The sequence below is a fragment of the Mycobacterium sp. NTMscope_Eco_3 genome (assembly GCF_976985685.1).
The window spans coordinates 2,378,079-2,396,328 of sequence record NZ_CDRJYZ010000001.1 but is presented as its reverse complement, the minus strand read 5'-3'; the positions used below and the strand labels follow the sequence as shown (position 1 = coordinate 2,396,328).

Annotated in this window: 18 protein-coding genes; 16 read left to right on the top strand and 2 right to left on the bottom strand. The window is 68.3% G+C overall.

What is annotated here, in order from left to right:
- Positions 1–10 precede the first annotated feature (10 nt).
- The 8 genes from AC0KTM_RS11045 (at position 11) to AC0KTM_RS11010 (ending at position 6,747) form a co-directional block, all read left to right on the top strand.
- A complete protein-coding gene (locus AC0KTM_RS11045; protein WP_238955875.1) occupies positions 11–337 on the top strand; it encodes a DUF732 domain-containing protein in 327 nt (108 codons plus the stop codon).
- A 112-nt stretch (positions 338–449) separates the two neighbouring features.
- Positions 450–773: a DUF732 domain-containing protein gene (locus tag AC0KTM_RS11040; RefSeq protein WP_225329215.1), complete on the top strand. Its 324-nt coding sequence runs from the start codon at positions 450–452 to the stop codon at positions 771–773.
- 283 nt (positions 774–1,056) lie between these two features.
- On the top strand, positions 1,057–2,301 hold the full coding sequence (locus tag AC0KTM_RS11035; RefSeq protein ID WP_238955874.1) for a PPE family protein: 1,245 nt from the start codon (positions 1,057–1,059) through the stop codon (positions 2,299–2,301).
- A gap of 163 nt (positions 2,302–2,464) precedes the next feature.
- A complete protein-coding gene (locus tag AC0KTM_RS11030; RefSeq protein WP_238955873.1) occupies positions 2,465–3,856 on the top strand; it encodes a PPE family protein in 1,392 nt (463 codons plus the stop codon).
- Entirely contained in the window at positions 3,853–4,170 is a 318-nt protein-coding gene (locus AC0KTM_RS11025) for a DUF732 domain-containing protein (RefSeq protein WP_238955872.1), read from the top strand. Before AC0KTM_RS11030 ends, AC0KTM_RS11025 begins: the two co-directional genes overlap by 4 nt.
- Before the next feature lie 121 nt (positions 4,171–4,291).
- Positions 4,292–5,008 (top strand): MgtC/SapB family protein, encoded by a 717-nt coding sequence (locus tag AC0KTM_RS11020; protein WP_225329219.1) that lies wholly within the window; start codon positions 4,292–4,294, stop codon positions 5,006–5,008.
- Between the two features lie 31 nt (positions 5,009–5,039).
- On the top strand, positions 5,040–5,975 hold the full coding sequence (locus AC0KTM_RS11015; RefSeq protein ID WP_238955871.1) for a sterol desaturase family protein: 936 nt from the start codon (positions 5,040–5,042) through the stop codon (positions 5,973–5,975).
- Positions 5,976–6,069: 94 nt separating this feature from the next.
- Positions 6,070–6,747 (top strand): Rv1815 family serine proteinase, encoded by a 678-nt coding sequence (locus AC0KTM_RS11010; protein WP_225329221.1) that lies wholly within the window; start codon positions 6,070–6,072, stop codon positions 6,745–6,747.
- Between the two features lie 18 nt (positions 6,748–6,765).
- Here the strand turns inward: AC0KTM_RS11010 and AC0KTM_RS11005 are convergent, their stop codons facing one another.
- Positions 6,766–7,212, bottom strand: coding sequence for a nitroreductase/quinone reductase family protein (locus AC0KTM_RS11005; RefSeq protein WP_472415543.1), 447 nt, complete (start codon positions 7,210–7,212; stop codon positions 6,766–6,768).
- A 122-nt stretch (positions 7,213–7,334) separates the two neighbouring features.
- Here AC0KTM_RS11005 and AC0KTM_RS11000 point away from each other — a divergent pair, with 122 nt between their 5' ends.
- From AC0KTM_RS11000 to AC0KTM_RS10990, 3 genes are all read left to right on the top strand, one after another.
- Positions 7,335–8,018, top strand: a complete 684-nt coding sequence (locus AC0KTM_RS11000) for a TetR/AcrR family transcriptional regulator (RefSeq protein WP_225329223.1) — start codon at positions 7,335–7,337, stop codon at positions 8,016–8,018.
- A gap of 132 nt (positions 8,019–8,150) precedes the next feature.
- On the top strand, positions 8,151–8,654 hold the full coding sequence (locus tag AC0KTM_RS10995; protein ID WP_472415542.1) for a VOC family protein: 504 nt from the start codon (positions 8,151–8,153) through the stop codon (positions 8,652–8,654).
- Entirely contained in the window at positions 8,651–10,144 is a 1,494-nt protein-coding gene (locus AC0KTM_RS10990; protein ID WP_472415541.1) for an FAD-binding protein, read from the top strand. The genes AC0KTM_RS10995 and AC0KTM_RS10990 overlap by 4 nt, the downstream gene beginning before the upstream one ends.
- A 67-nt stretch (positions 10,145–10,211) precedes the next feature.
- On the opposite strand, the gene AC0KTM_RS10985 is transcribed toward AC0KTM_RS10990, so the two are convergent.
- Positions 10,212–12,131 carry an ABC transporter ATP-binding protein/permease gene (locus AC0KTM_RS10985; protein ID WP_472415540.1) on the bottom strand — a complete coding sequence of 640 codons (1,920 nt, stop codon included), beginning with the start codon at positions 12,129–12,131 and terminating at the stop codon, positions 10,212–10,214.
- Positions 12,132–12,201: 70 nt separating this feature from the next.
- Between AC0KTM_RS10985 and AC0KTM_RS10980 the strand changes: the two genes are divergently transcribed.
- From AC0KTM_RS10980 to AC0KTM_RS10960, 5 genes are all read left to right on the top strand, one after another.
- Positions 12,202–13,851: an acetolactate synthase gene (locus AC0KTM_RS10980; protein ID WP_472415539.1), complete on the top strand. Its 1,650-nt coding sequence runs from the start codon at positions 12,202–12,204 to the stop codon at positions 13,849–13,851.
- A gap of 37 nt (positions 13,852–13,888) precedes the next feature.
- A complete protein-coding gene (gene secA2 / locus AC0KTM_RS10975; RefSeq protein ID WP_472415538.1) occupies positions 13,889–16,213 on the top strand; it encodes an accessory Sec system translocase SecA2 in 2,325 nt (774 codons plus the stop codon).
- Between the two features lie 94 nt (positions 16,214–16,307).
- Complete coding sequence (locus AC0KTM_RS10970) at positions 16,308–16,937, top strand: CDP-alcohol phosphatidyltransferase family protein (protein ID WP_225329228.1); 630 nt, start codon at positions 16,308–16,310, stop codon at positions 16,935–16,937.
- Positions 16,930–17,844 (top strand): DUF881 domain-containing protein, encoded by a 915-nt coding sequence (locus tag AC0KTM_RS10965; protein ID WP_225329229.1) that lies wholly within the window; start codon positions 16,930–16,932, stop codon positions 17,842–17,844. Before AC0KTM_RS10970 ends, AC0KTM_RS10965 begins: the two co-directional genes overlap by 8 nt.
- Before the next feature lie 49 nt (positions 17,845–17,893).
- Positions 17,894–18,226, top strand: a complete 333-nt coding sequence (locus AC0KTM_RS10960; RefSeq protein ID WP_014942127.1) for a small basic family protein — start codon at positions 17,894–17,896, stop codon at positions 18,224–18,226.
- The last annotated feature ends 24 nt before the right edge of the window (positions 18,227–18,250 follow it).

Below are 18,250 nucleotides of genomic sequence, written 5' to 3'. Positions count from 1 at the left end.
AGGGTGATGAGTGATGACAAAACTACTGGCGCTCCTGGGTGCGTTCGCGATGATCGGCCTTGCCGCACCGGCTTACGCCGATCCCGGGCCAGAACCGAACGGTGACGACGGCGGCTTCATCACGGCGCTGCACCAAGCCGGATTCAGCTTCGCCAGCCCGGGTTCGGCCGTCGCCGCCGGACAGGCCGTGTGCTCGTGCTTGAACAACGGTGAACCGGGATTGGAGGTCGTCCACGACGTGAAGGCCCGCAACCCCGGCATGGATATGGAGATGGCGTCGAATTTCGCTGTGCTGTCCGCGAAGTTCTACTGCCCCAACCAGCTCTCCAAAGCCTGATCCGCAGGCGGCCCTTCGGGCCGGTGACGCTGAATGTTTTGTCGCGCAGCATGTCTGCGGCCTCGAGGCTGGGCGCTGCGCGCGTCGCGGCGGCATGGGAGAATCTCGAGTCATGAGACTGCTGCTGGCGCTGGGCGTCGGCGTTTCGGCCGCCATCGGTCTGTCCCCGCTCGCGCATGGCGAACCGGGGTCGACCGGTGGCGACGAGGCCGGGTTCCTCGCTTCGCTGCGCGGCGCGGGCATCACGTACGCGACCCCGGATGGGGCCGTAAAGTTCGCCAAAGCCGTCTGCGTGTCGATGGGAAACGGCGAGTTGGGCCCCCAAATGGTGGACGAATTGAAGAGCCAAAACCCCGGACTCACCGACGACCACGCGACGTCGTTCTTGGCGATCGCGGCGAAATTCTATTGCCCGCAGCAACTTAACAGAAGATAGCTGCGTAGCACGCGGCGACCGTGCAATCGGCCGGGCCGGTTTCGCGCCCGAAATCCCTTGCGCGCGGCGCGCATTCACCTCGCTGGCATCAGCGGTTGGCGGAGCGGACTGCCGATCCTGAGAATTTCTCAGCCGAAGGACGCTTTGCAGCGCTGCCGTAAACACATGGAATACACATATGCTCCATCGGCGAATCTCATGAATTCCATGTGAGCCGCACCTTGTTCGCGGGATGCCCGCGTATCCGCTCCTACCCTGGCGCCAGAAGGACGGGAGGCAATGGGTGGACTTCGGGGCGCTGCCACCAGAGGTCAATTCAGGACGGATGTACGTGGGTGCCGGATCGGGGCCCTTGCTGGTCGCCGCCGCGGAATGGGATGCCTTAGGAGCCGAACTGTATTCCTACGCGGCGGCCTACGGCTCGACGGTCGCCGGCATGACCGCGGGGTCCTGGCTGGGACCGGCAGCGTCGTCGATGAGCGCCGCGGTCGCGCCGTACGTGGCGTGGGCGACGGCGACCGCTGCCCAGGCGGAGCAGGCGGCGACGCAGGCCCGGCTCGCTGCCGCGGCCTACGAGACCGCGTTCGCCGCGACGGTTCCCCCGCCGGTGATTGCCGCCAACCGCAGCCTGTTGATGACGCTGATCGCCACCAATATCCTTGGCCAGAACACCGCGGCCATCGCGGCGGCCGAAGCGGAGTACGCCGAGATGTGGGCGCAGGACGCCGTGGCGATGTATACCTACGCCGCCTCGTCGGCGGCGGCCACGCAGCTGGCGCCCTTCACCGAGCCGCCGCAGACCACCGATTCATCCGCGGCGGCACGGCAATCCGCCGCCGTGGCGCAAAGCGCCGGTTCGGATCTCCAATCTGAGCTGTCAGCGATGGTCAACGCGGCGCCCATCATGTTGCAAGCCCTGGCGACGACCCCGTCGGCCGCGGCGGCGACGCCGGCGGCGTCGATCATCGAAGCCATCTACCCGATTACGGCCGCTCTGCGGCCCTTTTTCGCCGCTGTCACCGGTGCTTACAGCCCCATTGGGGCACTCATCGTGCCCGGCGGCTGGTTCCTGTTCGCCCTCCAGCCCTTAGGCGTAGCCCAGAACGCGCCGGGTGTCGCCGAACTGCTCGGCGGCGGGAAGGACATCGTCGGGGGACTCTCGCCGCTGGCGCCGCTGCGGGGCGGCTACGTCTCCGCGGTGACACCGGACATCGGGGGCGTGGCGGGGTCGATGGGCCGCGCGACCCTGGTCGGATCGCTGTCGGTTCCCCAAGCCTGGGCCACCGCCGCGCCCGTGATGAAAACGATCGCGTCGATACTGCCGGGTGCGAGTTTGGGCGCCGTCCCGCCGATGACCGCCACGGCGCAGGGGGCGATGTTCGGCGAGATGGCCATGGCGAGCGTGGCCGGACGCGCGCTCGCGGGCGCCGGCGTGCGCACCGTTAGCAACGGCACGACCGGCGTCGCCGCGGCGGCCGCCGACGGCGTCGCGACCACCGCCACGATCATCGTGGTGCCGGCGGATTGAGGGGCTTCGACATGACACCTCAGACCGCGTTCGACCGTGCAGGACGGCCCATGTCAGCCGTGACTCCACCGCCGCAAACGCCCGCGCTGCACGCGATGTTTGCCGGCACCCTCGCTTCGTCCGCGGCGGCCACCGGCCCGGCAGGCGCGGGAAGGCCATCGCCATGACTTTCGCCTTCCAGCCACCCGAAATCACCTCCGGCCAGATGTATACGGGTCCGGGGGTGGGGCCGATGTTGGCGGCCGCCGCCGCGTGGGACGCGCTCGCGGCCGAACTGCAGTCCACGGCGTCGTCCTACGGCTCGATCGTCGAGGGCCTGGCCAACGAGGCGTGGGCCGGCCCGTCGGCAGCCGCCATGGCCGCGGCGGCCGCGCCGTACGTCGCATGGATGTCGGCGACCTCGGCGCAGGCCAAGACGGCGGCCGTCCAAGCCACGGCGGCCGCGGGCGCCTACGAGAGCGCATTCGCGGCGGTGGTGCCGCCGCCCGAGATCGCGGCCAACCGCGTCCGGCTGGCAACGCTGTTGGCTACCAACGCTTTTGGGCAGAACACCGCAGCGATCGCCGCCACCGAGGCCGAATACGGGGAAATGTGGGCCCAGGACGCCGCCGCGATGTACGCCTACGCCGGCGCGTCCGCTGCCGCCACGCGACTGGCACCGTTCACCGAGCCACCCCAGACCACCAACCCGACGGGGATCGCCGCCCAGGCGGCCGCGCTGGGCGAGGCAACCGGCGTGGCAAGCGGCACCGCCGCCACCGCGGAGGCCGCGGCCCCACCGTCGGGCATCATCAGCCAGCTGCTCGAGGCCATCGGCAACGCGTCCCGCGGCTACATGGACTTCTGGGACCAGGTGCTCAACACCCTGACCGGGTCACCGTTGGCCGGGACGACGTGGCAGAACACGTTCGGGATCCTGGCCGACATCGGCCGGTTCAACACGGTAGCCAGCGAAGCCCTGGCTCCGATCAATCTCGGCATGACCGAGTTCAAGTATTTCTACAACCTCCCGGTTGAGGGCCTGGACATCCCGAAGTCCGCGCTGGGAGCCGGGCTCGGGATGCGGTCGGCCGGCGCGGGCCTGACCAGCGCGGTATCGGCGGGCATGGGCGAGGCGAACGTGGTGGGCAAGCTATCGGTGCCACCGACCTGGGCGTCGGCGACCCCGGCCATCCGGCTGGCCAGCGGCCTGGCGCCGAGCGCCGGCATCGCCGCGGCGCCCGCGGCCGGAATTCCGGGCAGCCTGCTGGGTCAGATGGCGCTGGGAAGCCTGACCGGGGGCGCACTCGGCGCCGTCACGCCGCAGGTCGTGAGCGGCAGGGGGGCCCGCGCCGGGGGCGCGGCGAAGCCCGCCGAGCCCGTCAAACTCGACGACGTCATCGCGAAGCTGCAAAAGCAACCGGAAGCCGTGCAGCACTGGAACGTCGACAAGGCCGGACTCGACGATCTGCTCGACCAACTGTCGAAGAAACCCGGCATCCATGCGGTGCACGTGTCCGGCGGAGACAAGCCCAAGGTGACGTTGCCAACTCTCGGAAAGGCGGGATCGGCATGAAAAGTCTCGTTGCGCTGCTGTGCGCCGCCGGCGTGGTCGGTTTCGCGGCGCCCGCGCACGCCGAGCCCGAGGGCGACGATGCGGCGTTTTTGGCCAACCTCAGCAACTCCGGCATCACCTACAGCAGCCCGAGCCAAGTCATCACGTCCGCCAAGGCCGTGTGCGGGTTGATGGGCAGGGGCGAAACGGGTTTGCAGGTCGTCAGCGACATCAAGGACCAAAATCCCGGCATGACGATGGACGCCGCCGCCAAATTCGCGGCACTCGCATCGAACGCCTACTGCCCCCACCACCTCACGCCCAAAGCCGGTTAGCCTGAGACTCGCCGCCCGCCGGGGGACATACCCGACGCCAGCGGTTCGGTTGGGCTCCACTTGCGGTTAACCCGGATTTGGTTGGCTCCCTTCGCCGTCTGCAACCGGGAAGGAGCGGGTCGTGGAAACGCTGAGCGCCGTCGATTTCGCGCTGCGCCTGGGCGTCGGTGTGGGCTGCGGCGCCCTCATCGGCCTGGAACGGCAGTGGCGGGCCCGTCGGGCCGGCCTGCGCACCAACGCGCTGGTTGCCGGGGGCGCAACCCTGTTCGTCCTCTACGCGGCGGCCACCTCGGATTCCAGCCCGACCCGGGTCGCGTCCTATGTGGTGTCCGGTATCGGCTTCCTCGGCGGTGGGGTGATCTTGCGGGAGGGGGTCAACGTCCGGGGCCTCAACACGGCCGCCACCCTGTGGTGCTCAGCGGCCATCGGCGTGCTGGCCGCTTCCGGGCACCTGGTCTTCGCGTTGATCGGCACCGGCACGGTCATCGGCATTCATGTGCTGGGGCGCCCGCTCGGCCGGCTCATCGACCGCGATAACAGCGCCGACGAAGACGAAAGCCTGCTGCCGTATCTGGTGCAGGTGGTCTGCCGCCCCAAGCACGAGAAGTACGCGCGCGCCCAGATCGTCCAGCATGCCGGCGGCAATGACATCACGCTTCGCGGGATCCACACCGGGCATCCCGCCGACGACGAGATCACCCTGACCGCCCACCTGCTGATGGATAGTGACGCCCCGGCCCGGCTGGAGCGGCTGGTGGCAGAGCTCTCCCTGCTGCCCGGCGTTCGGGCGGTCCAGTGGTATGCCGGGAACGACGTGCAGTCCGACGATCGCCGGTGAGCATCACGGCGTTCGTCGTAGTCTTACCTGTGTGAGTGCCCTTTCCGGCGTCCTGTCCGCGCTGCCTCCGCAGATGCGGGACCCGGTGCTGTTCGCCATTCCGTTCTTCGTGTTGCTGCTGACCCTCGAATGGACCGCGGCCCGCAAGCTGGAACACCTCGCGGCCGACGCCGAGCGTCCGGCTTCGGGGGCGCACCGCACCCGCGACTCGCTGACCAGCATCTCGATGGGGCTGGTCTCGGTGGCCACCACCGCCGGCTGGAAGACGCTGGCCCTGCTCGGCTACGCCGCGATCTACGCCTACCTGGCGCCGTGGCACCTGTCGGCGACCCAGTGGTACACCTGGGTGATCGCTATTCTCGGCGTCGACCTGCTGTACTACGCCTACCACCGAATCGCCCACCGGGTGCGGTTGATGTGGGCGACGCACCAGGCCCACCACTCCAGTGAGTACTACAACCTCGCCACCGCGCTGCGTCAGAAATGGAACAACAGCGGCGAGATCTTGATGTGGATTCCGTTGCCGCTGTTGGGAATTCCGCCGTGGATGGTGTTCTTCAGTTTCTCGGTGAACTTGATCTACCAGTTCTGGATCCACACCGAGCGGATCGACAAGCTGCCCCGGCCGTTCGAGTTCGTCTTCAACACACCGTCGCATCACCGGGTGCACCACGGAATGGACAAGGTGTACCTGGACAAAAACTACGGTGGCATCTTCATCATCTGGGACCGGCTCTTCGGCACCTTCCAGCCCGAGCTGTTCCGCCCGCACTACGGCCTCACGAAGCAGGTGGACACCTTCAATATCTGGAAGCTGCAGACGCGCGAATACGTTGCGATCGCCCGCGACTGGCGGACGGCCACCCGGCTGCGGGACCGGCTGGGCTACGTGTTCGGCCCGCCCGGCTGGGCGCCGCGCACCGCCGGTCAAACCGGTGCGACGGCCCCGCTCGTGACCACTCTGTAACATCGGCGCTGCCCGGCGCGAAAAGCTGAACGTGGAGGCCGGTTACGCCGTAACCTCGACCTCCCGTCGGTATCCGCCCGATGGATCGGAGTGAATGGTGCATCGCCTGGCAATGCGCGCCTTCGCCGCGTCGGTTACTGTCGCGGCGCTCGCCTCCTTGCTGCCGGCGGCGCCGGCAAAAGCGGACGTCGTGGTGTATCCCGGCATGGAGATACGCCAGGACAACCGCGTCTGCACGTTGGGATATGTCGACCCCGCCCTGAAAGTCGCGTTCACCGCCGGACACTGCCGCGGCGGGGGCGGAGTGGTCACGGATCGGGGCGGCGCCGTGATCGGCCGTCTGGCGGCCTTCCGGGACAACACACCCAGCGGGACGACGGTGTCCACGAGCCAGGTGATCAACGATTACGAGGCGATCGTGCTGGACAACGACGTCACGGCGAACAACATCCTGCCGGGCGGTCGTCCGCTGGTCTCCGACCCCGGCCTGGCGCTGACGCCCGGGCAGCCGATCTGTCATTACGGCGTGATCACCGGGGAAACCTGCGGGACGGTGCAAAGCGTGAACAACGGCTGGTTCACCATGTCCAACGGCGTGCAGAGCCACAACGGTGACTCCGGTGGGCCGGTGTATCTGGCGCCCAGTGGCGGCCCGGGACAGCTCGTCGGGATCTTCAACAGCGTGTGGGGGGACTTTCCGGCGGCGGTGTCGTGGGGGGCCACCTCGCAGCAGGTCCGCGAGGATCTCGGGGCGCGCGACAACGCGCGTTAGCGGCCCGGCCGGATCGCCTCAGCCCGCCTTGGTGAGCGCAAACACCGGAATCGTCGGCGCCGCGGCGCGGAACTGCTCGTCGCTGCTGTCCGGCGTCAGCCCCGCGACGTAATCCTTGACCTGCCAATACCACCGGGCCAGGTAACACCTCAGCAGATCGGGCTTGACCGCGTCGTCGACCTCGCTGGCCCGAACGCGTTGGCGACGCCACCGTGGACCCACCTCGACGACGGCCGCAGCCCGGACGTTGCGCGCCCACTGGGTGTTGCCCCGGGGCGAGACCAGGTAGTCCACCCCGTCGACCGTCAGCAGGTTGACCACGACCGCGCGCTGCTTGCCCGACTTGCGCCCACGAACGCGCAGCGCGCGGGTGCCGGCGATGCTGATCCCCGCGTCGGCCAGCCAGCGGATCGCCAGGTTGGCCGCGCGGGCGGCCCGGTTCGGCTCCTCATAACGCGTGGACATGGTGCATCCTCTCGGCTAATCCCGTCAGAATTGTTGAGAGCGGCGCTCTCACTTCTGATGAAGCTGCCACAACGCGCTCCAGAAAGCAAGAGCAGTGTTCTCGGTTGTGTCAGACTGATCGCGTGGGCAAACGCCAGGAGTCACGGGAACAGATCGAGGCGCGAATCATCGAACTCGGTCGCCGCCAACTGGTCGAGCGCGGTGCGGCCGGATTGTCGGTGCGGGCGATAGCCCGCGACCTGGGCATGGTCTCCTCAGCGGTGTACCGCTACGTCTCCAGCCGCGACGAGCTGCTGACCTTGCTGCTGGTCGACGCCTATTCCGACCTGGCCGACACCGTGGAACGCGCCCGCGAAACCGCGGGGGAGCTGTGGAGCGACGACGTCACCGCCATCGCGCGGGCGACCCGGCGGTGGGCCGTCGCCCACCCGGCGTGCTGGGCCCTGCTGTACGGCAGTCCGGTCCCCGGCTATCACGCGCCGCCGGAGCGCACGGTCGCCGTCGGCACCCGGGTGGTCGCGGCCCTGTTCGACGCCGTCGCGTCCGGCATCGCCACCGGGGACATCCGGCTCACCAATGATCTTGCGCCGCAACCGATGTCCTCCGACTTCGAGCGGATTCGACACGAATTCGGATTCCCCGGTGACGATCAGGTGCTTGCCAAGTGCTTCTTGCTATGGGCCGGGGTGCTCGGCGCCATCAGCCTCGAGGTGTTCGGGCAATACGGCACGGACACCCTCACCGACCCGGAGGAGATCTTCGACGCCCAGCTGCGGCTGCTGGTGGATGTGCTGAGCCAACATTGATGCCCCGGGGACCGGCGAACACACGGAATTAGAACGTGTTCACCCGGGGATTTCCGGCGCGGAACGGCCCGGCATGGCAAAGTCGTTCGGCCCCTTTCTGGCGGCCCGGCGGCTGGACTATTCTGCGAGACGATGACCCTTCCCGTTGAATCGCCAACGCAGATCGCGTGGGTTACCGCCGACCTCGACGCCACAGAAACCGCGCTCACCGGCCTGTTAGGTGTCCGGAAGTGGGTGCGAATACCCGACGTGCACTTTGCTCCGGAAGCCTGCAGCTACCACGGCGAGCCCGCCGATTTCGTCGCCAGCATCTCTTTGAGCTACCTCGGCGACATGCAGTTAGAGCTGATCCAACCGGTGCGCGGCGAGAACATCTATAGTGACTTTTTGCGCGATTGCGGGCCGGGTTTGCACCACATCTGCATGGAGGCCGAAAGCCCCGAGCAATTCGAGGCGGCGTTGGTCCAGGCGGCCGAGCGAGGCGCCGCGGTCGTGCAGCAAGGCGTGATGCCCGGCGGAATCCAGTTCGCCTACGTCGCGGCGCCACAGGCGGGTGTGCCGTTCGTGGAGTTCGCGTACATCGCGCCCGACATGAGGGCGTTTTACGACTACATCAAACAGGAGCAGCGCCAATGAGCACCGAGATTCCGGCGACAGTCAGTGCCAACGACGTGACGTCGTGGTCCGACGAGGTCGACGTACTGGTGATCGGCTTCGGCATCGCCGGTGGCTGCGCCGCGGTCAGCGCGGCGGCCGAAGGGGCGCGGGTGCTGGTGCTCGAACGCGCGGCCGCGGCCGGCGGCACCACTTCGCTTGCCGGGGGCCACTTTTACCTCGGCGGCGGGACCGCGGTGCAGCAGGCGACCGGTCAGGACGACTCCGCCGAGGAGATGTACAAGTATCTCGTCGAGGTCTCGCGTGAGCCCGAACTCGACAAGATCCGCGCCTACTGCGACGGCAGCGTCGAGCATTTCAACTGGCTGGAAGACTTGGGCTTTCAGTTCGAGCGCAGCTACTACCCGGGCAAAGTCGTCGTGCCGCCGGGCACCGAGGGACTCAGCTACACGGGCAACGAAAAGGTGTGGCCCTTCTGCGAGCGGGCCAAGCCGGCGCCGCGCGGGCACTCCGTGCCGGTCCCCGGCGAGCTGGGCGGCGCGGCCATGGTCATCGACCTGTTGGTGAAGCGGGCCGACTCGCTGGGCGTGCAGACCCGCTACGAGACCGGCGCCACCAATCTCATCCTGGACGACGACGGCGCCGTGGTCGGCGTCGCCTGGAAGCACTTCACCGAAACGGGCGCCATCAAGGCCAAAGCCGTCATCATCGCGGCCGGTGGTTTCGCGATGAATCCGGAGATGGTCGCCGAGCACACTCCCGCTCTGGGCCAACCGCGGCGCACCAAGCACCACGGCCTCGCGGCGCCCTACATCCTGGGCAACCCCAACGACGACGGGCTGTCCATCCGGATGGGGGTCTCGGCGGGTGGCGCCACCAAGCACATGGACGAGTTGTTCATCACCGCGGCCGCCTACCCGCCCGAGATCCTGCTGACCGGTGTCATCGTCAACAAGGAGGGCAAGCGCTTCGTCGCCGAGGACTCCTACCATTCGCGCACTTCGGCTTTCGTGCTCGAGCAGCCGGAGCAGACCGCATACCTCGTCGTCGACGAGGCGCACACCGAGATGCCGGCGATGCCGCTGATCCGTTTCCTCGATGGTTACGAAACGATCGCGGAAATGGAAGCCGCGCTTGGCATCCCGGCCGGCAACCTCGCGGCCACCCTGGACCGCTACAACGAATTCGCCGCCGCCGGTGAGGATCCCGACTTCCACAAGCAGCCGGAATACCTTGCGCCGCAAGACAACGGCCCGTGGGCGGTGTTCGATCTGTCGCTCGGGCGTGCGATGTACTCGGGCTTCACGATCGGCGGCCTCGCGGTGACCGTTGACGGAGAGGTGCAGCGGGACGACGGCACCGTGGTGCCCGGCCTGTACGCCGCGGGCGCGTGCGCGTCCAACCTCGCCCAGGACGGCAAGGGTTACGCGAGCGGGACGCAGCTGGGTGAGGGTTCGTTCTTCGGGCGCCGCGCCGGAGCGCACGCGGCCCGACGGGCCGGGGCAGCGTAGGCGCGCGACGACCCACCGCCGGAGCGTACGCGGCGCGCAGGCGTTAAGGCCCGGGGCAGCGTAGGCGCTAGACCTGCGCGGGCTCCTTTTCGACGGGCCCCAGCTGCCAGGCGCCGCCGCCGAGCAGGTGGAGCTGCTGCTCGTGGTGCTGTTCGACGGCGGGCCGATGGCTCACGCTGACCATGACGCACTCCGGCAGCTCCGCCCGAACCAATTGATACAGGGCGAATTCCAGGCCGGCGTCCAGCGCGGAGGTCGCCTCGTCGAGGAAGACCGCCTTCGGCCGGGTGAGCAGGACGCGCGCGAACGCGACGCGCTGCTGCTCGCCGGGGGACAGCACCTTGGCCCAGTCCTGCTCCTCGTCCAGCCGGCTGATGAGCGGCGCCAGAACAACCTTGGTGAGCACGTCGCGCAGTTGGTCATCGGAGACGCCGTCCGGCGAATTCGGGTAACACACCACGGTGCGCAAAGTGCCGAGCGGCACATATGGCAACTGCGACAAGAACATCGTCTCGTTGTCGCCATCCGGACGGCACAGCGTTCCCGAGGCGTAGGGCCACAATTCGGCCAGGCTGCGCAGCAGCGTCGTCTTGCCGGCTCCGGAGCGTCCGGTGATCACCAGGCTGTCGCCCAAATCGAGCTGGATGTCCAGCGAGTCGACCAGCTGGTCGCCCTCCGGCGTGCGCACCTCGATGCCGCGCAGTTCGACCGCGGTCTCCTCGCTGGGTTTGACGAGAATGGTGGGCAGCTCGCGGCCCTTGTCGTTCGCGTCGACGAGGCCGTGCAAACGGATGATCGCCGCCCGGAAGGCCGCGAACGCGTCATAGTTGTTGCGGAAGAACGACAGTGAGTCGTTGATGTTGCCGAAAGCCTGCGCGGTCTGGGTGACATCGCCGAAAGCGATCTCCCCGCTGAACAGGCGCGGCGCCTGAATCGCCAACGGCAGCGGAATGATGGTCTGCGTCGCCGACCAGTTCCATCCATTGAAGATGATGGTCCGGCGGACGTACCTGCGGTAGTTGTCGATGATCGGCGTGAAGCGCCGCCACAATTGGGTGCGTTCGACGCGCTCGCCACGGTAGAAGCCCACCGCCTCCGCGGCGTCGCGCAACCGCACCAGGGCGTAACGGAACGCGGCGTTGAGTTTCTCGTTGTTGAAGCTCAGCCAAATCAGCGGGCGCCCAAGCCAAATCGCGACCACCGTCACGATCAAGACATAGACCAGGACGGTCCAGAACATCGCACGCGGCACGTTCACACCGAAGAGATCGAAGTCCCCGGACAGGTTCCACAGGATCGCGGCGAACGAGATCACCGACGCCACCGCGTTGACGGCACCGAACAGCAGGGTGCTGGTCGTCCCGTTGGACGGGATGTTCGGGGTGCCACCCACCCCCGCGGTGAAGATGTCGATATCCTGTTGGATGCGCTGATCGGGGTTGTCAATCGTCTTGTCGATGAACAGATCCCGGTAATAGGCCCGGCCCGCGAGCCAGTCGTCGGTGAGATGGCCCGTCAGCCACATGCGCCAGGCGATGATGAACCGCTGCGTCAGGTAGATGTCGAGGATCACCCGGGCGATGAAGATGGCCGCCAGCAGGATGAAGATCCCGAGCGAGACCCAAAAGTTGTGGATCCCGGAATGTTTGACTTCGTCGTTACCCGTGGCGAGCCCTTTGAGTGCCACCTGCAACGCCGTGTACATGTCGTTGCTCTGATAGCTGAACAGCACGTTGAGCCGGACCGAGAACAGCACCAGCAGTAGCAGCACACCGAGCCCCAGCCACGCCTTGACGCTGGTCGGCCCGACGAAGTAGCCGCGCGTGATCCGCCAGAATTGGCGGCCCCACGGGGTCAGATACCTGGCGGCGACCAGCGCGGCCAACAGGCAGACGGCACCGATGACCCACGCGATGGCGAGCCACTGCAGGGAATCCTGAAATGCCGACGACCAATCGATGGACGGTTTGAACAGCTTCGAGTCCAATTTCGGCGTCTCCTTCCGCGGTCGGCACTTCCCCGCAAGCTACCCGAGCGGTTCTCGCTAGGCTGCGCAGATGAGCGCCGATCTGTCCAGCCAGACCGTACATGCCGGCCGCCTCGTCGCGCGGCGCCTGCGGGCCAGCGGAATCGACACCGTCTTCACGCTGTCCGGCGGTCACCTGTTCTCGATCTACGACGGCTGCCGCGACGAGGGTATCCGGCTGATCGACACCCGCCACGAACAGACCGCGACCTTCGCCGCCGAGGGCTGGTCGAAGGTGACCAGGACCCCGGGCGTGGCGGCGCTGACCGCGGGGCCGGGCATCACCAACGGGATGAGCGCGATGGCGGCGGCGCAGCAGAACCAGTCGCCCCTGGTGGTGCTGGGCGGCCGCGCGCCGGCGCAGCGCTGGGGGATGGGCTCGCTGCAGGAGATCGACCACGTGCCGTTCGTGGCGCCGCTGGCCCGGTTCGCCGCCACCGCGCAGTCGGCCGACGACGCCGGGCGCCTCGTCGATGACGCGTTGCGCGCCGCAATCGGTGCGCCCTCGGGCGTGGGTTTCGTCGACTTCCCGATGGACCACGTGTTCTCCATGCCGGACGACCCCGACGTGTTGGGGCGACCCGGGGCCCTCGTCGACGTGCCGCCGGGGCCCGCACCGGATGACCAGGCGCTGACGCGAGCCGTCGGTCTACTGGCCGCGGCGAAGCGCCCTGTCATCATGGCCGGCACCAACGTGTGGTGGGGGCACGGCGAAGCCGCGCTGCTGCGCCTGGCCGAGGAACTCCAGATCCCGGTGCTGATGAACGGGATGGCCCGCGGCGCGGTCCCGGCCGACCATCCGTTGGCGTTCTCCCGGGCACGCGGAAAAGCCTTGGGGGAGGCCGACGTTGCGCTGATCGTCGGCGTGCCGATGGATTTCCGGCTCGGCTTCGGCGCGGTGTTCGGGCAACAGACCCAGCTCGTCGTGGTCGACCGTGTCCAACCCGAGCGACGCCATCCGCGGCCGGTGCAGGCCGAGCTCTACGGCGACCTGCTGACGATCCTGGCGGCGCTGGCCACCGCCGGCGGCGCCGGGCACCGAGAGTGGATCGAGGAACTGCGGGCGGCCGAGACCGCGGCGCGCGCCAAGGAGACCGCCGAGCTCGCCGACGACCGCGTCCCCCTGCACCCCATGCGGGTGTACGCGGAGTTGGCGCCCATGCTGGACCGCGACGCCATCGTCGTGATCGACGCCGGCGATTTCGGGTCCTACGCCGGCCGGGTGATCGACAGCTATCTGCCGGGGTGCTGGCTGGACAGCGGGCCGTTCGGCTGCCTGGGTTCGGGCCCGGGCTACGCCCTGGCCGCCAAGCTGGCCCGGCCGGAGCGCCAGGTGGTCCTGCTGCAGGGCGACGGCGCGTTCGGCTTCAGCGGGATGGAATGGGACACCCTGGTCCGGCACAACGTGCCCGTCGTGTCGGTGATCGGCAACAACGGAATCTGGGGTTTGGAAAAGCACCCCATGGAAGCGTTGTACGGCTATTCGGTGGTGGCCGAGTTGCGCCCGGGGACCCGCTACGACGAGGTGGCGCGCGCCCTGGGCGCCCACGGCGAGCTGGTCGCCGCGCCCGGCGAGCTGCGGCCCGCCCTGGAACGGGCCTTCGCCAGCGGCCTGCCCGCCGTCGTCAATGTGCTCACCGACCCGAACGTCGCCTATCCACGCCGATCCAACCTCGCGTGATGAGAGTGCGCGGCGGCCCACCGCGTACCGTTGACCTGTGCCTAAGACGACCCGCGCTCAACCCGGCCGGCTGAGCAGCCGCTTTTGGAAGCTGCTCGGCGCCAGCACTGAAAAGGACCGCAGCCGCTCTCTCACCCAGGTCACCGACTCGTCGGAATACGACGACGAGGCGGCCGGTCTGACCGACGAGCAGCTCCGCAAGGCGGCCGGGCTGCTCAACCTCGAGGACCTCGCTGACTCCGAGGACATCCCGCAGTTCCTCGCGATCGCCCGCGAGGCGGGCGAGCGGGCCAGCGGGTTGCGTCCATTCGATGTGCAGCTGCTCGGGGCGCTGCGGATGCTGGCCGGCGACGTGATCGAGATGGCCACCGGTGAGGGCAAAACCCTCGCCGGCGCGATCGCCGCCGCCGGGTACGCGCTCGCCGGGCGGCACGTGCACGTGGTGACGATCAACGACTACCTGGCGCGTCGTGACGCGGAATGGATGGGCCCGCTGATCGAGGCCATGGGGCTGACGGTCGGCTGGATCACCGCCGAGTCGTCCAGCAAAGAGCGCAAGGCGGCCTACGGCTGCGACGTCACCTACGCCTCGGTCAACGAGATCGGCTTCGACGTGCTGCGCGACCAGCTGGTGACCGACGTCGACGACCTGGTGTCGCCCAACCCCGACGTGGCCCTCATCGACGAGGCCGACTCGGTGCTGGTCGACGAGGCGCTGGTGCCGCTGGTGCTGGCGGGGACCACCCATCGGGAGACCCCGCGACTCGAAATCATCAAGCTGGTCGGCGAACTGAGCGCCGACACCGACTTCGACACGGACTCCGACAGCCGCAACGTCCACCTGACCGAGGCCGGCGCGCGCAAGGTCGAAAAGGCGCTCGGCGGCATCGATCTGTACTCCGAGGAGCACGTCGGCACCACGCTGACCGAGGTCAACGTCGCGCTGCACGCGCACGTGCTGCTGCAACGCGACGTGCACTACATCGTCCGCGACGACGCGGTGCATCTGATCAATTCCTCGCGCGGCCGCATCGCGCAACTGCAGCGCTGGCCCGACGGGCTGCAGGCCGCCGTCGAGGCCAAGGAGGGCATCGAGACCACCGAGACCGGCGAGGTGCTCGACACGATCACCGTGCAAGCGCTGATCAACCGCTACGCCACCGTGTGCGGCATGACCGGCACCGCGCTGGCCGCCGGCGAGCAGCTGCGCCAGTTCTACAAGCTCGGTGTGTCGCCAATTCCGCCGAACAAGCCCAACATTCGCGAAGACGAGTCCGACCGGGTCTACATCACGGGCGCGGCCAAGAACGACGCGATCGTCGCGCACATCGCCGACGTCCACGAGACCGGGCAGCCGGTGCTCGTCGGCACCCGCGACGTCGCCGAGTCCGAGGACCTGCACGAACGGCTGTTGCGCCGCGGTGTGCCCGCGGTGGTGCTCAACGCGAAGAACGACGCCGAGGAAGCCCAGGTGATCGCCGAGGCCGGCAAGTTCGGCGTGGTCACCGTGTCGACACAGATGGCCGGGCGCGGCACCGACATCCGGCTCGGGGGCTCCGACGAAGCCGACCACGACCGCGTCGCCGAGCTGGGCGGGCTGCACGTCGTGGGCACCGGCCGGCACCACACCGAGCGGCTGGACAACCAGCTGCGGGGCCGCGCCGGGCGGCAGGGCGACCCGGGGTCGTCGGTGTTCTTCTCCAGCTGGGAAGACGACGTCGTGGCGGCCAACCTCGACCACAACAAGCTGCCGATGGAAACCGACGAGGACGGCCGGATCGTCAGCCCCAAGGCGGCCGGGCTGCTCGACCATGCCCAGCGGGTCGCCGAGGGCCGCATGCTCGACGTGCACGCGAACACCTGGCGCTACAACCAGTTGATCGCCCAGCAGCGCGCCATCATCGTCGATCGACGAAATACGTTGCTGCGCACCGCGACCGCGCGTGAGGAACTCGCCGAGCTGGCGCCGAAGCGCTACGCGGAACTGGCCGAGGAAATCTCCGAAGAACGCCTCGAGACGATCTGCCGGCAGATCATGCTCTATCACCTGGACCGCGGCTGGGCCGACCATCTGGCGTACCTGGCCGACATCCGCGAGAGCATCCACTTGCGGGCGCTGGGCCGGCAGAATCCGCTGGACGAGTTTCACCGGTTGGCGGTCGACGCGTTCGCGTCGCTGGCCGCGGACGCGGTCGAGGCGGCCCAACAGACCTTCGAAACCGCGAACGTCCTCGAAGAGGAGCAGGGACTGGACCTGTCCAAGCTGGCGCGGCCGACGTCGACGTGGACATACATGGTCAACGACAACCCGCTGTCGGATGACACGCTGTCCACCCTCAGCCTGCCCGGCGTGTTCCGCTAGACCCACTCGCCGAGCGTGCGGCCAGCCGGGCGTTCGCGCCCGAGTGTGCGCCCAGCCGGGCGTTCGGCGTGGAGTCGCGTTAAGGTCACGGCTCATGGAGCCGGTGCTTCCGCCCAACCGGGTGCTGACGGTCCCCAACGCGCTCAGCGTCATCCGCCTGGCGCTCATTCCGGTGTTCATCTACGCCTTGCTGGTGACGCACGCCCACGGATGGGCCGTCGCGATCTTGATGTTCAGCGGCGCCTCGGACTGGGCCGACGGCAAGATCGCGCGGCTGCTCAATCAGTCCTCGCGCCTGGGTGTGCTGCTCGACCCCGCCGTCGACCGCCTCTACATGGTCGCCGTCCCCGTGGTGATGGCGTTCAGCGGGATCGTGCCGTGGTGGTTCGTCGTCATCCTGCTCGCCCGCGATAGCCTGCTGGCCGCGACGCTGCCCCTGCTGTGGAGCCGCGGACTCACGGCGCTGCCGGTGACCTACATCGGCAAGGCCGCGACGTTCGCGCTGATGTCGGGCTTCCCGCTGGTGCTGCTGGGCACGTGGGACGCGCTGTGGAGCCGCGTGGTGGGCGCCTGCGGGTGGGCCTTCCTGATCTGGGGCTTGTATGGCTACCTGTGGGCGTTCGTGCAGTATGCGGTCCAGATGACGCTGGTGCTGCGCCGCATGCCCAAGGTCGATCGCGGGTCGCGCCCGTCGGCCGTGGCGAAAGCGACCGACCATGGCTGACGTGGACCGCAGGCTCGGCGGCTACGACCCCAACGCCGGTCACAGCGCGCACGTGGCGGCGCGGCCACAACACATTCCGGTGCCCTCCCTGCTGCGCGCGCTGCTGTCCGAGCACCTGGATCCCGGCTACGCCGCGGCGGCGGCCAGGCGAGCGACCACCGAAGGACGCCAACGTGCCTTCGGCTGGCTCTGGCAGGCGTTGGCGGCGCTGCTCATCGCGACGGTCTTCGCCGCCGCGGTCGCGCAGGCCCGTTCGGTCGCGCCCGGGGTGCGCGACGCCCAGCAACTGCTGTTGGGCAACGTGCGGTCGGCGGAGGGCTCCGCGACCAAGCTGGCCCAGCGCCGCAACCAGCTCTCCACGCGACTCGACGACGTGCAGCGCCACGCGCTGGCCGACGACGCCGAGGGGCAGCGGCTGCTGAAACGCCTCGACGCGCTCAGCCTCGCGGCCGGCAGCACGGCGATCATCGGTCCCGGCCTGAAGCTGACCGTGACCGATCCGGGCGCCAGCCCGAACCTTTCCGACGTGTCCAAGCAGCGGGTCAGCGGCAGCAGGCAGATCATCCTCGACCGCGACCTGCAGCTGGTGGTCAACTCGTTGTGGGCCAGCGGCGCCGAGGCGATCTCGGTCGGCGGCGTGCGGATCGGGCCCAACGTGACCATCCGGCAAGCCGGCGGCGCGATCCTCGTCGACAACAACCCGACCAGCAGTCCGTACACGATCCTGGCCATCGGGGCGCCGCGGTCGATGCGCGATGTCTTCGACAACAGCCCGGGGCTGCAGCGCCTGAGGCTGCTGGAGATTTCCTACGGCGTGGTGGTTACGGTGGATGTCGCCGACGGTCTTTCGCTGCCTGCCGGATCCGTCCGGGATGTCAAGTTCGCCAAGCAGATTGGGCCACAGTGAGAAAAGTCCCGACCAGACAGCTTCGCCTGTGCGAGACGGGAAACCCCGCATGATCGGTCTCGCGGCGCTGGCGATCGGCATCGTGCTCGGCCTGGTGTTTCACCCCGCGGTGCCCGAAGTCGTCCAGCCCTATCTGCCGATCGCGGTGGTCGCGGCCCTCGATGCCGTGTTCGGTGGGTTGCGTGCCTATCTGGAACGGATCTTCGACCCCAAGGTCTTCGTGATTTCGTTCGTGTTCAACGTCTTCGTGGCCGCGCTCATCGTCTACGTCGGCGACCAACTGGGTGTGGGCACCCAGTTGTCCACGGCCATCATCGTCGTGCTGGGCATTCGCATCTTCGGCAACGCCGCGGCCCTGCGCCGCCGGCTGTTCGGGGCGTGACGCCATGACCCGATCGAGCCCGGC